General features: G+C 73.4%; 1 protein-coding gene. It reads right to left on the bottom strand.

Going from position 1 to position 698, the window contains the following annotated elements; all coding sequences use genetic code 11:
* The coding region (locus GEV06_28825; GenBank protein ID MPZ21847.1) for an Asp-tRNA(Asn)/Glu-tRNA(Gln) amidotransferase GatCAB subunit A at positions 1 to 530 on the bottom strand (530 nt) is incomplete at its 3' end.
* Positions 531 to 698: the final 168 nt, after the last annotated feature.

Below are 698 nucleotides of genomic sequence, written 5' to 3'. Positions count from 1 at the left end.
TAGGCCTGCCCGCCGGCCACGGCCGCCGACGACCCGCCCGACGAGCCACCGGGAACGGCCGTTTCGTCCCACGGGTTGCGCACCGGGCCGTAGGCACTGTTCTCGTTGCTCGAGCCCATGGCGAACTCGTCGCAGTTCGTCTTGCCGAGCAGGATCGCGCCGGCACGCTCGAGCGCCTCCTGGGCGGCCGATGGATACGGCGACCGGTAGCCGGAGAGGATGAAGCTGCCGGCCGTGGTCGGCAGGCCGCCCGGGAGGTCGTTCCCGTCCATGTCGAGGGCCCGGGTGACGAAGATGTCCTTGAGGGCATACGGGATGCCGAGGAGCGGCCGCCCGTCGCCGTCGCGATCAAGCTCGGCGTCCGCGGCGTCGGCGGCCGCGCGGGCGGCATCGGCGTCGACGGCGAGGAACGTGTTCAGGCGCTCGCCGTCTCGCTCGATGCGGGCCAGGCAGGCGTCGGTCAGCTCGCGGGCGCTCACCTCGCGCGCACGGAGCGCGGCGGCAACCTCGGTGATCGTGCGATCCGCCATCGGCAGCCGAGGCAGATCGGGCACGTCCCGGCGCCGACGCGTCGACCGCACCCGCCGCGACGACCCCTGGCCACTGTCGCTGTCGGCGCCAACGTCCGGGTCCGCAGTCTCGGAATCGTCGCTGCTGGCGTCGTCCTCGCCCTGGTCATGGCCCTCGTCGTCGGCCTG

Origin of the sequence: Luteitalea sp. (assembly GCA_009377605.1) — a bacterium.
In the GTDB taxonomy this organism is placed as follows: domain Bacteria; phylum Acidobacteriota; class Vicinamibacteria; order Vicinamibacterales; family Vicinamibacteraceae; genus WHTT01.
Note: the sequence above shows the minus strand (reverse complement) of the source record. Positions and strands in the feature narration are given on the sequence as shown.